Origin of the sequence: Rhizobium rosettiformans, from assembly GCF_016806065.1 — a bacterium.
In the GTDB taxonomy this organism is placed as follows: Bacteria; Pseudomonadota; Alphaproteobacteria; order Rhizobiales; family Rhizobiaceae; genus Allorhizobium.
This window is the reverse complement of the sequence record NZ_CP032405.1, coordinates 313,938-327,359: the sequence shown is the minus strand read 5'-3', so window position 1 is coordinate 327,359 and position 13,422 is coordinate 313,938. Positions and strand designations below refer to the sequence as shown.

The 13,422-nt window shown below is 62.8% G+C and carries 14 protein-coding genes; 5 read left to right on the top strand and 9 right to left on the bottom strand.

Going from position 1 to position 13,422, the window contains the following annotated elements; genetic code table 11:
- Positions 1 to 15 precede the first annotated feature (15 nt).
- Positions 16 to 189 (top strand): ribbon-helix-helix domain-containing protein, encoded by a 174-nt coding sequence (locus tag D4A92_RS01645; RefSeq protein ID WP_348649886.1) that lies wholly within the window; start codon positions 16 to 18, stop codon positions 187 to 189.
- A 68-nt stretch (positions 190 to 257) separates the two neighbouring features.
- On the top strand, positions 258 to 539 hold the full coding sequence (locus D4A92_RS01640) for a type II toxin-antitoxin system RelE/ParE family toxin (RefSeq protein WP_203019795.1): 282 nt from the start codon (positions 258 to 260) through the stop codon (positions 537 to 539).
- Positions 540 to 541: 2 nt separating this feature from the next.
- On the opposite strand, the gene D4A92_RS01635 is transcribed toward D4A92_RS01640, so the two are convergent.
- Entirely contained in the window at positions 542 to 1,519 is a 978-nt protein-coding gene (locus tag D4A92_RS01635) for a sugar-binding transcriptional regulator (RefSeq protein ID WP_203017669.1), read from the bottom strand.
- A 175-nt stretch (positions 1,520 to 1,694) separates the two neighbouring features.
- Here D4A92_RS01635 and tal point away from each other — a divergent pair, with 175 nt between their 5' ends.
- Together tal and D4A92_RS01625 are read left to right on the top strand one after the other, a co-directional pair.
- Positions 1,695 to 2,651, top strand: a complete 957-nt coding sequence (gene tal, locus D4A92_RS01630) for a transaldolase (protein WP_203017667.1) — start codon at positions 1,695 to 1,697, stop codon at positions 2,649 to 2,651.
- A 107-nt stretch (positions 2,652 to 2,758) separates the two neighbouring features.
- The gene (locus D4A92_RS01625) at positions 2,759 to 3,148 is read left to right on the top strand and encodes a GFA family protein (protein ID WP_203017665.1); all 390 of its coding nucleotides are present in this window, start codon (positions 2,759 to 2,761) and stop codon (positions 3,146 to 3,148) included.
- 15 nt (positions 3,149 to 3,163) lie between these two features.
- On the opposite strand, the gene D4A92_RS01620 is transcribed toward D4A92_RS01625, so the two are convergent.
- From D4A92_RS01620 to D4A92_RS01590, 7 genes are all read right to left on the bottom strand, one after another.
- Entirely contained in the window at positions 3,164 to 3,637 is a 474-nt protein-coding gene (locus D4A92_RS01620; RefSeq protein WP_203017664.1) for an SH3 domain-containing protein, read from the bottom strand.
- Between the two features lie 143 nt (positions 3,638 to 3,780).
- Positions 3,781 to 5,205: a gamma-aminobutyraldehyde dehydrogenase gene (locus tag D4A92_RS01615; protein ID WP_203017663.1), complete on the bottom strand. Its 1,425-nt coding sequence runs from the start codon at positions 5,203 to 5,205 to the stop codon at positions 3,781 to 3,783.
- A gap of 66 nt (positions 5,206 to 5,271) precedes the next feature.
- A complete protein-coding gene (locus D4A92_RS01610) occupies positions 5,272 to 6,087 on the bottom strand; it encodes an ABC transporter permease (protein WP_203017662.1) in 816 nt (271 codons plus the stop codon).
- Positions 6,077 to 7,027, bottom strand: coding sequence for an ABC transporter permease (locus tag D4A92_RS01605; RefSeq protein WP_203017661.1), 951 nt, complete (start codon positions 7,025 to 7,027; stop codon positions 6,077 to 6,079). Before D4A92_RS01605 ends, D4A92_RS01610 begins: the two co-directional genes overlap by 11 nt.
- On the bottom strand, positions 7,024 to 8,013 hold the full coding sequence (locus D4A92_RS01600) for an ABC transporter ATP-binding protein (RefSeq protein WP_203017660.1): 990 nt from the start codon (positions 8,011 to 8,013) through the stop codon (positions 7,024 to 7,026). The genes D4A92_RS01605 and D4A92_RS01600 overlap by 4 nt, the downstream gene beginning before the upstream one ends.
- A gap of 182 nt (positions 8,014 to 8,195) precedes the next feature.
- Positions 8,196 to 9,353 carry an ABC transporter substrate-binding protein gene (locus tag D4A92_RS01595; protein WP_203017659.1) on the bottom strand — a complete coding sequence of 386 codons (1,158 nt, stop codon included), beginning with the start codon at positions 9,351 to 9,353 and terminating at the stop codon, positions 8,196 to 8,198.
- A 214-nt stretch (positions 9,354 to 9,567) separates the two neighbouring features.
- Entirely contained in the window at positions 9,568 to 10,476 is a 909-nt protein-coding gene (locus D4A92_RS01590) for a LysR family transcriptional regulator (RefSeq protein ID WP_203019793.1), read from the bottom strand.
- A gap of 185 nt (positions 10,477 to 10,661) precedes the next feature.
- On the opposite strand from D4A92_RS01590, the gene D4A92_RS01585 reads away from it, so the two are divergent.
- Positions 10,662 to 11,558, top strand: a complete 897-nt coding sequence (locus D4A92_RS01585) for a DMT family transporter (RefSeq protein ID WP_203017658.1) — start codon at positions 10,662 to 10,664, stop codon at positions 11,556 to 11,558.
- A gap of 15 nt (positions 11,559 to 11,573) precedes the next feature.
- Here D4A92_RS01585 and arsA read toward each other — a convergent pair whose 3' ends face one another.
- Positions 11,574 to 13,343 carry an arsenical pump-driving ATPase gene (arsA, locus tag D4A92_RS01580; protein WP_203017657.1) on the bottom strand — a complete coding sequence of 590 codons (1,770 nt, stop codon included), beginning with the start codon at positions 13,341 to 13,343 and terminating at the stop codon, positions 11,574 to 11,576.
- Positions 13,344 to 13,422: the final 79 nt, after the last annotated feature.

The following is a 13,422-nucleotide window of genomic DNA, read 5'->3' as shown; positions in this document are numbered from 1 at the left end:
GTGAGAGAATGAACCATGCGCAACACGGTTCAACTCCCTGACGACATGAGCCACTGGATCGACAGTCTGGTCGAGCGGAGCAACCTATCCCGCGATCAGATCGTCGAGGATGCGCTCTCTCAGGGGCGTTCTCTTGCGTGGCAGGAGCAGTGCGTCTCAGGTTTGACGGAAGGTTTGGCGGAAGGCTGACCGTGGAGAATTTGCCAGCGAGTCGGAGATCGAGGCCGTCTTGAACCGGTACGGCTCCTCGTGAAGCCATACGTATCGTCTGGACGCGGCGTTATCTTCGAGAACTGGCGGCCATCGGCGATTACCTCTTTGAGCGCAATCCCGCGGCGGCTGCCCGCCTCGTGCGCTCGACTCACTCCCGCACGCAGCGCCTACTGATGCAGAATGCCTTTCTCGGACGCTGCGGCGAGATTGAAGGCAACCGAGAACTGGTGTTGGCCGATCTTGAATACATCGTCGCCTACCGAGTGCGGGACGATCGTGTCGAAGTTCTCTTCGTTCTGCATGGCGCCCGCGCCTGGCCAGAGTAGCTCTAGCTCGCCAACCCCAGCAACTCCCTCGCTGCCGCCTCATCGGTGATCAACGTATTGCACCCAATCCGCCGGATCGTGGCGCGGATGGCCTTCGCACGATGTGCGCCGCCTGAAGACAACACGATGTGCTTGGCCTTCTTCAGCGTGTCCAAATCGACAGACATCACGCGCTCGTTGATCGGGTGGGCAACGGAGTTTCCCTCCGTATCCAGGAAGTTGAACATGGTGTCGCAGACGCAGCCTGCGTCGACCAGCTCCATCAAGGTGTGGTGGCTGATGAAGCCTTCCGAGAGCGAAGTGGAATGCGGGCCGATGTCGCCGCAGGAGACGATGGCAAGGTCAAGGTTTTCGGCAAGGTCGTAGATCGCCTTCAATCCGCATTCCTCGATCAGGGCGCGCTTGGTCGCGATGGAATCGACCAGCAGCGGGGCGAGGAACATGTAGCATTCCGCGCCGAGCTGGCTTGCCAGCCGCCAGGTATAGTCGATCGGGTTGGTCTGGCGCACGGCAACGATGCCGCCGAGCAGCGAGACGACCTTGCAATTCTCTCGGTTCGGAGGGCGGAAACCGGCAAGCGAGGTGGTCATGGTGCGGCCCCAGCCGACGCCGATGGTCATGTCATTGGTGATGGTCTCGGTCAGGAACTGGCCAAGCGCGAGCCCAACGGCCTTGGCGATCGAAGCGGCGTCCTTGCTCTCGGGCGAGGGCACGACGATGGCTTCGTCGAGGCCGTAGGCCTTTTCAAGCCTGACCGCGAGGTCGACACAATCGGCGACGCCATCGCTGATCCAGATCTGCACTTCCGCCCGCTTTCGGGCTTCCTCCAGCATCCGGATGACGGTCGAGCGGCTTATGCCGAGACGATCTGCCACGTCCTTCTGCGTCAGGCCCTCGTTGTAATAGAGCCAGGCAGCCCGGATGCGCAGTCCGCTCGCATCCGACAGGGTCGTGTGGTATTCGCGTCTGAGTTTGGCCAAGATTTCTCTCGTTTTGGGAACTTCCGATGCGCACTATCCGTTCGGTTGGTACTTATGTCAAATTCAAAGGACATATGTCTTGACTTTGCCGTCTTCTGGCGGTGATAGTCCCGGCAACAGCGACGGCTCACCCTGCCGCCCGCCACCCGTTTTCGCGCAGCCGAAGGATGACCCAATGACCTCGAAACTCGAACAGCTTCGTTCCATGACAACCGTGGTCGCCGATACCGGTGACATCGAGGCCGTCCGCCGTCTGAAGCCGGTCGATTGCACCACGAACCCGTCGATCGTCTTGAAGGCGCTCGGCACCGATGCCTTCCAGGATGCGTTTCAGGAAGCCATCACCTGGGGCAAGGCCAAGGGTGGCAAGGATGATGCCGTGATCGGCGCGATCGCCGACCGCATGGCGATCTCTGTCGGTGCTGCCTTGGCTGAGCTCGTTCCGGGCCGCGTGTCGACCGAAGTCGATGCAGACCTCTCGTTCGACACCAAGGCATCCGTCGACAAGGCGCATCAGATCATTGCTGGCTACAAGGAGCGCGGCATCGAGAAGGATCGCATCCTGATCAAGCTCGCCTCCACATGGGAAGGCATCCGGGCTGCCGAAGTGCTGCAGAAGGAAGGCATCGACTGCAATCTGACGCTGCTCTTCTCCAAGGCCCAGGCGATTGCATGTGCCGAAGCCAAGGTCTTCCTGATTTCGCCCTTCGTCGGCCGTATCCTCGACTGGTACAAGAAGTCGACCGGTGAGGACTACACGTCCGAGACCGATCCGGGCGTCGTCTCCGTCCGCTCGATCTACAATTACTACAAGGCAAACGGCATCGGCACCATCGTCATGGGCGCCTCGTTCCGCAATGCCGGCGAAATCGAAGCCTTGGCCGGTTGCGACCGCCTGACCATCAGCCCGCAGCTGCTCGACGAACTGAATGCGGACCAGGGCACGCTTGCCAGGGCGCTGTCGCCCGACACGGTCAAGGCTGAGCCGCATGTCTCGCTCGATGAAAAGGCCTTCCGCTGGGCGATGAACCAGGACGCGATGGCGACCGAGAAGTTGGCCGAAGGCATTCGCGGGTTTGCCAAGGATATGGATACGCTGCGCGGCCAGATCGCCAAGGCGCTTGCCGCCTGACCCGGGAAACCGATCCGGCAGTCCAGAGTTCGGAAATGGCCGTAGCGAAAGCTGCGGCCATTTTTCGTTTGTGCCAGAGTGGTGGCAATCTTGAAGGGAGGACGGATATGGCGATCCTGACGGGCGGCTGCGCCTGCGGCAAGGTGCGGTTCGAGGCTAAAGGCGATCCCGACCGGGTCGGCATCTGTCATTGCCTCGATTGCCGGAAATATCACGGCGCGCTTTTTTATGCGGCGGCGATCTATGCGGACAATCAAGTGGAGGTCACCGGCGAGCCGCAGATGTATGACGGTCGCTGCTTCTGCCCGACCTGCGGATCGCGCGTCTTCAATCGAAGCGGCGACGAGGTCGAACTCAATATCGGCTCCTTCGACGACACAAACCTCTTCCAGCCGAGCTACGAGCTCTGGACAATCCGACGGGAGCGCTGGCTGCCGGGGTTTCCGGTGGAGCATCGGTACGAGCGGGACCGTCCCGGCGAGGGGCGGGGCGAGTGAGGCGTGTCTTCTCGTTTAGGGCCGCCTGGGTCTCGCGAAGGGATCGATGAGGATTTCAGGCTCGAAGGAGGGATTGCGCACGTCGTCAGGCGGCGCGAAACCGGGTTCCTCGAGCAGGAAGCGGCCGTCGACCCAGCCGGATATGCGGACGCGGTCGACGGTGGCGACACGGCACCAATAGCCGCCGCGGCTGTCGCGGCAGGAAAGACGTTCGATCGGCGTGCCCTCGTCGAGGGCATGGATAATCCGGAAATTGGGACCGGCGCCGGAGTATACGGGAAGGCGCTGGCCGGGTGGCAGGCCGCGGACATGCCAGAGATAGGTGTCTGTCATCAAGCCGCCGCCGCCGCCGAGATCGGGCGCGGGAATGACTTGGGGCTGCTGCGCAGCCGACGGGGTGGCAAAGAGTGGCGCGACACACAGAAGGACCGCGACCGCGATGAGGGTCTTGCGGCTCCGGTGTCTGATCTCTTTCCGATGGCGGCGCATGTGGCTCTCCTGATTCCGCTCCATGATACGAAGGAGAGCGCCGGGCTGCCACCGGTTTGGTCTGTCAGGGTAAACAGGCGGTCAGGTATTTGCCAGGCGAGGCCCGCGGCCCGCCTGGCATTCTCCTTGCGAGAGCCCTCAGCTCAATGCGCGATCATCACATGGCGGACGGTCGTGTAGTCCTCCAGCGCATACATCGACATGTCCTTGCCATAGCCCGACTGCTTCATGCCGCCATGGGGCATTTCATTGCAGAGCATGAAGTGGGTGTTGATCCAGGTGCAGCCGTAGCGCAGCTTGGCGGCGGTCTGCATGGCGCGGGAGATGTCCTTGGTCCAGACGGAGGAGGCGAGGCCGTAGTCGCTGTCGTTCGCCCAGGCGACTGCCTGTTCCGCTTCCGTGAAGCGGGTGACGGAGACCACGGGCCCGAAGACTTCGCGGCGGACGATCTCGTCGTCTTGCGTCGCGCCGGCAATGACGGTCGGGGTGTAGAAGAAGCCCTCGTCCGAGCCGAGCTTGCCGCCGGTGACGACTTCCATGTGCTTGTGTTCGGCGGCCCGGGTGACGAAGCTTTCGACGCGGTCGCGCTGGCGCTTCGAGATCAGCGGGCCGATCTCGTTTTCCGAATCGTCGGCCTGGTTGAACTTGATCGTCGAGACGGCTGACGCGAGATCGGCGACGAAGCGGTCGTAGATCTTGTCGGCCGCATAGATGCGGCAGGCCGCGGTGCAGTCCTGGCCGGCATTGTAATAGCCGAAGGTGCGGATGGCAGCGACGGCGGCGTCGATATCGGCGTCGTCATGAATGATGACCGGGGCCTTGCCGCCGAGTTCGAGATGCGTGCGCTTTACGGTCTTGGCAGCGGCGGTCATCACCTTCTTGCCCGTCGCGATATCGCCGGTGATCGACAGCATCTGGATTTTCGGGTTGTTGATCAGCGCATTGCCGACGCTTTCACCACGGCCGAGCACGACATTGACCACGCCTTCCGGCAGGATGTCGGCCATGACCTTGGCGAGTTTCAGCGCCGTCAGCGGCGTCTGCTCGGAGGGTTTGAAGACGATTGTGTTGCCCCCGGCAAGGGCCGGTGCGAGCTTCCAGGCCATCATCATCAGCGGATAGTTCCAGGGCGCGATCGAGCCGATGACGCCGACGGCATCACGGCGGATCATCGAGGTGAAGCCCGGCAGGTATTCGCCGGAGACCGGTGCCTGCAGCGTGCGGATCGCACCGGCGAAGAAGCGGTAGCAATCGACGATCGCTGGGATTTCATCATTGAGCACGGCGTTGATCGGCTTGCCGCAGTTGAGACTTTCGAGCGCTGCAAAAGCGGCTGCGTCCTTTTCGATCGCATCGGCAATGGCGAGCAGGTAGCCGGCGCGCTGGCCGGGCGTGGTCTGCGACCAAGAGACGAAGGCGCCTTCTGCTGCATCCACGGCTTCATCGACCTGGGCGAGGGAAGCCTCGGGGAGATCGACAATCACGTCCCCTGTCTTGGGGTTCAGGATCTTCTCGTCCGTTTCCGTGCCGGCTTCGAACTTGGCGCCGATCAGCATCTGGGTGTCCATGTCGTTCTCCCTTTTATCAGACTTCATTTTCGGCATTGCCCTTGAAGAAGAGGCGTCGCCGGTGGTTCATTTGCCGCTGCCGGCGATCTGGTCGGTGTCGCGGGTCAGATAGTAGGCTGCCAGGATCGGCAGGAACGTGACGATCACGACGATCATCGCGACCACATTGGTGACCGGACGTTGGCGCGGGCGGATCAGTTCTTCCAGCATCCAGATCGGCAGGGTCGACTGCTGGCCGGCGGTAAATGTGGTGACGATGACCTCGTCGAAGGACAGCGCGAAGGCAAGCATGCCGCCGGCCAGCAGGGCGGTTGCGATGTTCGGCAGGATCACATGGCGGAAGGTCTGGAAGCCATCGGCGCCGAGATCCATCGAGGCCTCGATCAGCGAGCCGGAGGTGCGGCGGAAGCGGGCGACGGCGTTATTGTAAACGACGACGACGCAGAAGGTCGCGTGGCCGAGGATGATCGTCCAGAAGGAGAAGGGAATCTCCGCCAGCGAAAAGGCCGAGCGCAGCGCAATGCCGGTGATGATGCCGGGCAGCGCGATCGGCAGGATGACCAGCAGCGAAATGACTTCCCGGCCGAAGAATTTCGTGCGGGCGACGGCGGCGGCTGCGAGCGTGCCGAGAACGAGCGCAATCACGGTGGCGATGCTCGCCACCTTCACCGAGAGCGTCAGGGCTTGCCAGATGTCTGGGCGGTTCCAGGCGACGGCGAACCATTTTGTGGTGAAGCCCGGTGGCGGCCACTGAAAACTTTTTTCCTCCGTGGTGAAAGCATAGACGAAGATCAGCAGGATCGGCAGATGCAGGAAGGCAAGGCCTGCAGCGGCGGCCATCTTCAAGGACAGACCGGCGGACTGGGAGCGATCAGAGCGCATCGAAAGCCCCCATGCGTTTGGCGATGGTGAGGTAGATGCCCATGATGACGATCGGGACGACCGAGAAGGCGGCAGCGAGCGGAATGTTGCCCGCCGTGCCCTGCTGGGCATAGACGGCCTGGCCGATGAAGAGGCGCGAGGTGCCGACGATCTGTGGAATGATGTAATCGCCCATGGTCAGCGAAAAGGTGAAGATCGAGCCGGCGACAATGCCGGGCAGCGCCAAGGGAAAGAGCACATGGCGAAAGGTCTGGCGGCTATCCGCGCCGAGATCGCCCGAAGCTTCGATCAGGTTGCCGGGTACGCGTTCCAGGGCCGCCTGGGTGGGCAGGATCATGAAGGGCAGCCAGACATAGACGAAGACGATGAAGGTGCCGAGATAGCTGATCGACAGGGAGTTGCCGCCGATGACGGGTATGGCGAGCAAGCCTTCGAGAAGCCAGGTCAGATGCAGCTTGGCGAAGATCCAGGTGAGGATGCCTTCCTTGGCGAGGATCAGCTTCCAGGCATAGACCTTGACGAGATAACTCGACCAGAGCGGCAGCATGATGCCGAGATAGAAGACGGCTTTCCAGCGCCCCCGGGCATAGCGCGCGGCGTAGTAGGCGATCGGGAAAGCGATGACGGCAGAGGCGAGGGTGACGGCGGCCGACATCAGCAGCGTGCGCAGGATGATGTCGAAATTGGCTGGTCGGAAGAGTTCTCCATAGGTCGCGAGCGTGAATTCGTAATTGATCAGGCCGGAGAACTCGTCGATCGAGAAGAAGCTCTGCAGAAGCAGTGCCACCAGGGAGCCGACATAGATGATGCCGAGCCAGAGCAGGGGCGGCACCAGCATCAGAACCAGCAGCAGGTTGGGCCTCCGCCAGAACAGATCCGAGAGCCGCCCCATCAGGCCCTGACGGCCAGGGGTGATGGCAGATGTGGAGATCGCCGTCATGCGCCGGCCTCCATGTAATGTGGGTCTGATGCAGACCAGGCGATGCGGATGCTTTCGCCGGCCTGCGGAGCGGTCTGACCTGCGGGTAGCGAGACGGTAAGGGCGGTCAGTGCGGTCTCGACGAAGAGCTTGGTCGAGGCGCCGAGGAAGCTGGTCGAGCGCACGGTCGCCTCTACGCCGCCATCCGAGACGATGCGGATGGCTTCGGGGCGCAGGCTCGTCCAGCGGGCTTCGCCGCCGAGCGCCTTCATCGCTTCCGGTGCAATCACATTCGACGAGCCGACGAAATCGGCAACGAAGCGGGTACGGGGGCGGTTGTAGATCTCGTGCGGCGTGCCGGCCTGAACGATCTTGCCGTCATTGAAGACAGCGACGCGGTCGGCCATCGAGAGCGCTTCGCCCTGGTCGTGGGTGACGAAGACGAAGGTGATGCCGAGCGAACGCTGCAGGCTTTTCAGCTCTTCCTGCATCTGTTCGCGCAGCTTCAGATCCAGTGCGCCGAGCGGCTCGTCGAGCAGCAGGACCTTGGGCTTGTTGACCAGCGCCCGGGCGAGGGCCACGCGCTGGCGCTGGCCGCCGGAGAGTTGGCCGGGCTTGCGGGCGCCGTAGTCGGGGAGCTTCACCATCTCGAGCGCCTGTTCGGCCTCGCGGTGGCGCTCCGCTTTCCCGACGCCTTTGACCATCAGGCCATAGGCGACATTGTCGAGAATGTTCAAGTGCGGGAAGAGGGCGTAGTCCTGGAACACCGTGTTGACGTTGCGGCGATAGGGCGGCACGCCTTCTGCGGTTTCACCGAAGATCTCGATATGGCCTGAAGTCGGCTGTTCGAAGCCGGCAATCAGGCGCAGGCAGGTCGTCTTGCCGGAACCTGATGGACCGAGCATGGCGAAGAATTCGCCTGGCTCGACCGTCAGGTCGACGGCATCGACGGCTTTGACGCTGCCGAAATGGCGCGAGACCTTCGAGAAGGAGACGGCTGCGGTCATGGTGGCTCCAGAATTTCAGTAGGGTGCCGGCAGAAGGCCAGCGGGGGTCTACACCCTCCCCTTGAGGGGGAGGGTCGGACCGAAGGTCCGGGGTGGGGTGACCATCAGAGTTCAGTTGAACCGTAGATCACCCCCACCCGCGCGTTCCGCGCGACCTCCCCCCTCAAGGGGGAGGTGGGATGTTAACGTCCGCCGATCACGCCGATGTAGTCGGAAACCCAGCGGTGGTAGGGGACGCATTCGCCCTGGCTTTCGCACTTGGAGACCGGGGTCTTCCAGAACTTGATCTGTTCGAAGTTCTCGTAGCCGTTGTTCTTGCAGCCTTCGTCGGTCAGGAGCGCATTGCCCTTGCAGGCGGCGGGGACGGAGGGAACCGTGCCGAACCAGGCGGAAACATCACCCTGAACCTTGGGCGACAGCGAATGCTCCATCCACATATAGGCGCAGTTCGGGTGTTCGCTCTCGGCATGCAGCATGGTCGTGTCGGCCCAGCCGGTGACGCCCTCCTTCGGGAAGACCGAGGCGATCGGCTGGTCGGCCTTCAGCAGGTTGACCTGGAAGGGCCAGGAGCCGGAGGCAACCACGCCTTCGTTCTTGAAGTCGTCGATCTGGATGAAGGCGTCATGCCAGTAGCGGCTCACGAGCTGGCGCTGGCCGCGCAGCAAGTCGAGGGCTGCCTTGTACTGGTCTTCGTTCAGCTCGTAGGGGTCCTTGATGCCGAGTTCCGGCTTGTGGAACATCAGGTAGTTGGCAGCGTCAGCCACATGGATCGGTCCGTCATAAGCCTGGACGCGGCCCTTGTTCGACTTGCCGTCGGCAAGCGTCGTCTCTTCGAAGACCACACTCCAGCTGTCGGGCGCTTTGTCACCGAAAGCAGTGGTGTTGTACATCAGGACGTTCGGGCCCCAGACGTAAGGCGTGCCGTAATGGACGCCGTCCTTGGTGTGCCAGGGGGCATTCTGCAGGCGCTCGTCGATGGTGCTCCAAGAGGGGATGAGGGCCGTGTTGATCGGCTGGACGCGCTTGCCGGCGACGAGGCGCAGCGACGCATCGCCCGAGGCGGTGACGAGGTCGAAGCCGCCTTCGTTCATCAGGGCGACCATTTCATCCGAGGTGGCGGCTGTCTTCACCGAGACCATGCAGCCGGTCTTCTTTTCGAATTCGGTGACCCAGTCGAAATTCTTGTCGGTTTCGCCGCGCTCGATATAGCCGGCCCAGGCGACGATGGAGAGAGCGCCTTCGCCGGCTCCGAGTGCCTGCAAGGGCTCCTGGGCGACAGCGGCGGTGGTCATGCTCAATACAGAGGCGAGGACAGTACAAGACTTCAGAAGAGATTTCATCGCGAGGTCTCCCGGTTGTGAGGGCCGCTTTGCGTGCCCATTATTGTTCCCGGGTGAAAGGTTGCCGCGGATTAACCGCATTCGCAAATTCATTCGTCAGAATGCCGGTATCGGTTTTTCCGATGGGAGGGCGTCTGCGACAGTGTTTGCTGAATGCCCCTCATCCCCGGCGCAACGAGTTGCGCCGGGGATGAGGGGCAATGGGTGCGCGTGATTACCTTACCCGTCCACTTCGGCTTGCCTCGGCGATCCCAACAAAATCCCTTGCCGATTGCGGCAGGCTCGAGCCCTTGCGCCAGACCATGCCGACCTGCACCACCGGAAGCGCGCCGGAGACGTCGCGGCTTTCGATACGGTCGCCTTCCAGCGACCAGGGGCGGTAAACGAGGTCGGGCAGCAGCGCCACGCCGGCGCCGGTTGCGACCAGGCTGCGGACGGCCTCCACCGAACGGGTGCGGAAGGCGACATGCGGGCGGGCGCCGAGAGCCGATAGGAGCTTGCCGGTATTCTCTTCGATTTCGTCCACCGTCAACATGATCAGCGGTTCGCGGGCAATGTCCTGGACCGAGATGATATCCGCCGAAACCAGCGGGTGGCCGATGGGCAGCCAGAGGCGGTAGGGCGAGGTTTCCAGGATCTCGGCCTGCAGCGCCATGCGGTCGCGCAGGTTGGAGATCACCATGACGGCGACATCCAGCTCGCCGCCGATCAAGAGGTGTTCGAGATAGGAGCCGTTGTCTTCGATGGCCGAGACCTCGACGCCCGGGCAAGCGCGGCGATAGCGGGCCAGCAGATCGGAGAGAACATAGCCGGCGACGAGGGATGTCACGCCGATGTTCAGCGTGCCGCCGGTGCTGTTCTGGGTCTCGGTGAAAACGTTGCGGGCGTCCGAGACATCGGCCAAAATCTTCGTTGCGTGGCGGAGAAACTGGTGGCCGTTATAGGTGATCGTCAGGCCGCGTGGGTGGCGCTCGAAGAGTTCGACGCCGAGATCGCCCTCGAGTTCCTTGATTGCCTCGGTGACGGATGACTGGGAGATCAACAGGTTTTGGGCGGCGCGCGTCACCGACCCCTGTTCGGCAACGGCGACGAAATACTGCAACTGACGGAGGGTGAAGGCCATGGCCTTATGAAGCACGGCGCCCGGTCCGAGGCAAGCTGATCGACCTTTATCAGGCGATAGGTTGTCAGGTTACATGGCAGCTTTGCAAAACTGCACTAGGCAAGACGTGGTCAAGGTGTAGGATCAGCATGCCCGCGCCGTTGGTTCGCCCACGGATCCCTCCTCGTGCAAAGCATTTTCGTCCCATGAAATCGACGCCGCTCGGCTATCTCTTCACCTTTCTCGCCTTTTCCGTCTTCGCCATTCAGGACGGTCTTTCGAAGCACCTCGGCGAGACCCATTCGCCGGTGCAGGTGGCGATGGTGCGCTACTGGGCTTTCGTCGCCTTTGCACTGGTACTCGCCATGCGCTCGTCCGGCGGGCTGCGAGCGGCGGTGAATACCCAGCGGCCTGTCCTGCAACTGCTGCGCGGTCTCATCCTGTTTTCACAGATCCTGATCTCGATCGTCGCCTTCACCCAGGTCGGGCTGGCGCAGAGCCAGGCGATCTTCGCAGCCGGGCCGATCTTCGTCGCGCTTCTTTCCATGCCGATCCTTGGCGAAAAGGTCGGCTGGCGGCGCTGGACCGCGATCCTCTTCGGCCTCGTCGGGGTCGTCATCATGCTTGCGCCTGATGGAGACGGGTTCAATTCTTATATCTGGCTGCCGCTGATCTGCGCGGTGCTCGGCGCGGTCTACGGCATCGTCACGCGTCTCGTCAGCCGCGACGACCAGCCGTCGACCAGCTTCTTCTATCTCGCGATCGTCGGCTTTATCGGCTCCAATCTGCTCGGTCCTTTCTTCTGGACGCCGTTCACGCCGGTGGGATGGGGCCTGATGATCGGCCTCTGCTGCACGGGGATCATCGGGCATCTTGCGCTGATCAAGGCCTATGAAAACCTCGATGCGGTCATCGTCCAGCCGATATCCTATTGGCAGCTGGTGCTGGGCGCGATGATCGCCGTCACCGTCTTTGGCGAAGTGTTGCGCTGGAACACGGTGGTGGGCGCCGTCATCGTCGTCGGTGCCGGGCTTTTCACCGTCTGGCGGGAATGGGTGGTGTCGCGTCGTGCGCGCCGGGCCGAGGAAGTGGGACGGGTGTAAGACCTCCCGACGCCATCATTCCTCGAGCGCGATCCTTCGCAGTTCTTCCAGCCCCACCGGGGCAACTGGGCGGAAGTCCAGGCCATAGACACGGCTTGCGCAATCGCGTTTCACCCGTTCGATCTGTGCCTTTTCGCCCCGGATGCGGGCGCGCAGCAGCGGATCGCGGGTGCCTGTGATCGCCATCGACTTGTTGACCACCCAGCCATAGGGCGCGATGCCGGCGCGGCGCAGGTCGTCCTGCAGGGCTGATGCTTCCGAGACCGGTGTCGTCTCGGGCAGCGTGACCAGCAGGACGCGCGTATAGGCAGGATCCTGCAGGCGCATCAGCGGGGTCACCATGCGGCCGGGCGCTGTGTCGTCGAGATGGCGGGTCATCTGACGGTGATAGGCGCCCGTCGCATCGAGGAGCAGAAGCGTATGGCCTGTCGGGGCTGTGTCGATGACGACAAAGCTCGACCGCGCTTCGCCGACGACGCGGGAGAAGGCATGGAAGACGGCGACTTCCTCGGTGCAGGGCGAGGCGAGATCCTCGCGCAGCAGGGCCTGGCCGGCGTCATCGAGATCCCGGCCTTTGGTCGACATGATCTTGCCGATGTAGCGGGTTGTTTCCGCCTCAGGATCGATGCGATCGACGGTCAGGCCGGGCATGACGGCGGCACCCACGACAAAGGACAGATGCGCCGCCGGGTCGGTGGTCGTCAGATGGACCGTGTGGCCGCGCGCGGCAAGTCCGACCGCGGCCGCTGCCGCCACCGTCGTCTTGCCGACGCCGCCCTTGCCCATGACCATGACAAGGCCCTTGCCGCTTGCCGCGATTTCGTCGACCAGTCTCGAGAGGTGGGGGAGGTCTGGCTTTTCGAAGGTGTCCTCTGCGGTGTCGGAAGGAGGCGTGAGGGCCGTATCGGACAGCAGTCCGCGCAGAGCGGCAAGTCCCACCATGTCAAAGGGTTTCAGACCGACTTCGTCGCGAGGCAGCGATTGAAGCGCGGGCGGAAGTTCGGCGAGCGCCTTCGTCTGCTCGGCTGCAAAGGCCGTGGCCACAGGGTCGTTCGGATCCGTCGGCACGAAGCGGCCATTGACGGCGAGCATCTGGTTGGAGAGACCGAGTTCGGAGAGTTCGCCCGCGGTCCTTGCAGCTTCGCGGATCGCGCCACGGTCGGCTCGCGTCACGAGCACGATGGTGGTGCGGGCGGGATCGCCTAGGCATTCGAGCGCTATGCGGAAACGGTCTTCCTGCATCTTTAGCCCGGAATGAGGGCCAAGGCAGGAGGCGCCGCGTTCGTTCGCCTCCAGAAAGCCGGTCCAGGCCTTGGGCAGGCTGAGGAGCCGGAGAGTATGGCCGGTCGGCGCGGTGTCGAAGATGATGTGGTCGAAACGCGGGTTGTCATCGGCGAGCAGGCCCACGAACTCGTCGAAGGCGGCGATCTCGGTGGTGCAGGCGCCGGAGAGCTGTTCGCGCACGGTGGCGCGATCCTTGTCCGTGGTTTCAGGTCCCATCTGGCCAAGCACGCGCCGGCGATAATCCTCGGCGGCGCTCTCGGGATCGATGTTCATCGCAAACAGGCCGGGGACACCGGGGACCGGCGCCGGATCGCTGCCCAGAGACACGCCGAGCATTTCGTCGAGATTGGAGGCGGGATCGGTGCTGACGAGCAGGATCTTCAGTCCCTGATCCGCAAGCGCTATGGCCGTCGCGCAGCTGAGCGAGGTCTTGCCGACACCGCCTTTGCCGGTGAAGAACAGGTGTCGCGTGGGCTTGTTCAGCAGTTTCAGCATCGCCATGGGAATTCATCCTCGTGTTGATAGGAGGAGCCTAGCCCGGGATCGTCGCTACCGACTTGATCCATGCCAAGTGGGAGAC

Excerpts from the sequence above, each read along its gene's own strand:
- D4A92_RS01590 (WP_203019793.1), bottom strand. The coding sequence starts at position 10,476 with ATGGCCTTCACCCTCCGTCAGTTGCAGTATTTCGTCGCCGTTGCCGAA.
- D4A92_RS01620 (WP_203017664.1), bottom strand. The coding sequence starts at position 3,637 with ATGCGCCGCCATCGGAAAGAGATCAGACACCGGAGCCGCAAGACCCTC.
- tal (WP_203017667.1), top strand. The coding sequence starts at position 1,695 with ATGACCTCGAAACTCGAACAGCTTCGTTCCATGACAACCGTGGTCGCC.
- D4A92_RS01595 (WP_203017659.1), bottom strand. The coding sequence starts at position 9,353 with ATGAAATCTCTTCTGAAGTCTTGTACTGTCCTCGCCTCTGTATTGAGC.
- D4A92_RS01625 (WP_203017665.1), top strand. The coding sequence starts at position 2,759 with ATGGCGATCCTGACGGGCGGCTGCGCCTGCGGCAAGGTGCGGTTCGAG.
- D4A92_RS01645 (WP_348649886.1), top strand. The coding sequence starts at position 16 with ATGCGCAACACGGTTCAACTCCCTGACGACATGAGCCACTGGATCGAC.
- D4A92_RS01610 (WP_203017662.1), bottom strand. The coding sequence starts at position 6,087 with ATGCGCTCTGATCGCTCCCAGTCCGCCGGTCTGTCCTTGAAGATGGCC.
- arsA (WP_203017657.1), bottom strand. The coding sequence starts at position 13,343 with ATGGCGATGCTGAAACTGCTGAACAAGCCCACGCGACACCTGTTCTTC.
- D4A92_RS01615 (WP_203017663.1), bottom strand. The coding sequence starts at position 5,205 with ATGGACACCCAGATGCTGATCGGCGCCAAGTTCGAAGCCGGCACGGAA.
- D4A92_RS01605 (WP_203017661.1), bottom strand. The coding sequence starts at position 7,027 with ATGACGGCGATCTCCACATCTGCCATCACCCCTGGCCGTCAGGGCCTG.
- D4A92_RS01600 (WP_203017660.1), bottom strand. The coding sequence starts at position 8,013 with ATGACCGCAGCCGTCTCCTTCTCGAAGGTCTCGCGCCATTTCGGCAGC.
- D4A92_RS01585 (WP_203017658.1), top strand. The coding sequence starts at position 10,662 with ATGAAATCGACGCCGCTCGGCTATCTCTTCACCTTTCTCGCCTTTTCC.